This window comes from Bradyrhizobium sp. NBAIM03, assembly GCF_020194055.1.
Lineage (GTDB): Bacteria > Pseudomonadota > Alphaproteobacteria > Rhizobiales > Xanthobacteraceae > Bradyrhizobium > Bradyrhizobium yuanmingense.
In genome coordinates this window covers 1-420 of sequence record NZ_JADYVS010000203.1, presented here as the reverse complement: position 1 = coordinate 420, position 420 = coordinate 1, and the positions used below count along the sequence as shown (strand labels likewise).

At 53.6% G+C, this 420-nt stretch carries 1 protein-coding gene and 1 pseudogene; both read left to right on the top strand.

Annotation, left to right across the window (positions count from 1 at the left end; genetic code table 11):
* Positions 1–186, top strand: a pseudogene (locus I6F21_RS38100) (hypothetical protein); the annotation flags it as partial.
* Between the two features lie 12 nt (positions 187–198).
* Positions 199–420, top strand: a 222-nt coding sequence (locus I6F21_RS38095) for a class II fructose-bisphosphate aldolase (RefSeq protein WP_225184430.1), incomplete at its 3' end; no start/stop codon positions are given.

The window sequence follows — 420 nt, the reverse complement described above, 5'->3', positions numbered from 1 at the left end:
CATATCATCCTGCCACCGTCACGTCACTTTATCGACGTTGAGCAGGCATTTTGCTTCCTGATGTACGCCCAGACGTTTGCACTGATGCAGTCGCTGCACATGGGCAATACGCCGGATACCCCATCAGCCAGTGGCACCGTTAACCGCGTGGTGCAAGGCGTAATCATTCATCCGTGGCAGGCATAAGAGGATCGCATTATGAGCATTATCTCCACTAAATATCTGTTACAGGACGCCCAGGCCAATGGCTACGCGGTGCCTGCTTTTAACATTCATAACGCCGAGACGATCCAAGCGATCCTCGAAGTGTGCAGTGAAATGCGATCGCCGGTGATCCTCGCCGGAACGCCGGGGACCTTTAAACATATCGCGCTGGAAGAGATCTACGCCCTGTGCAGCGCCTATTCCACAACCTACAAC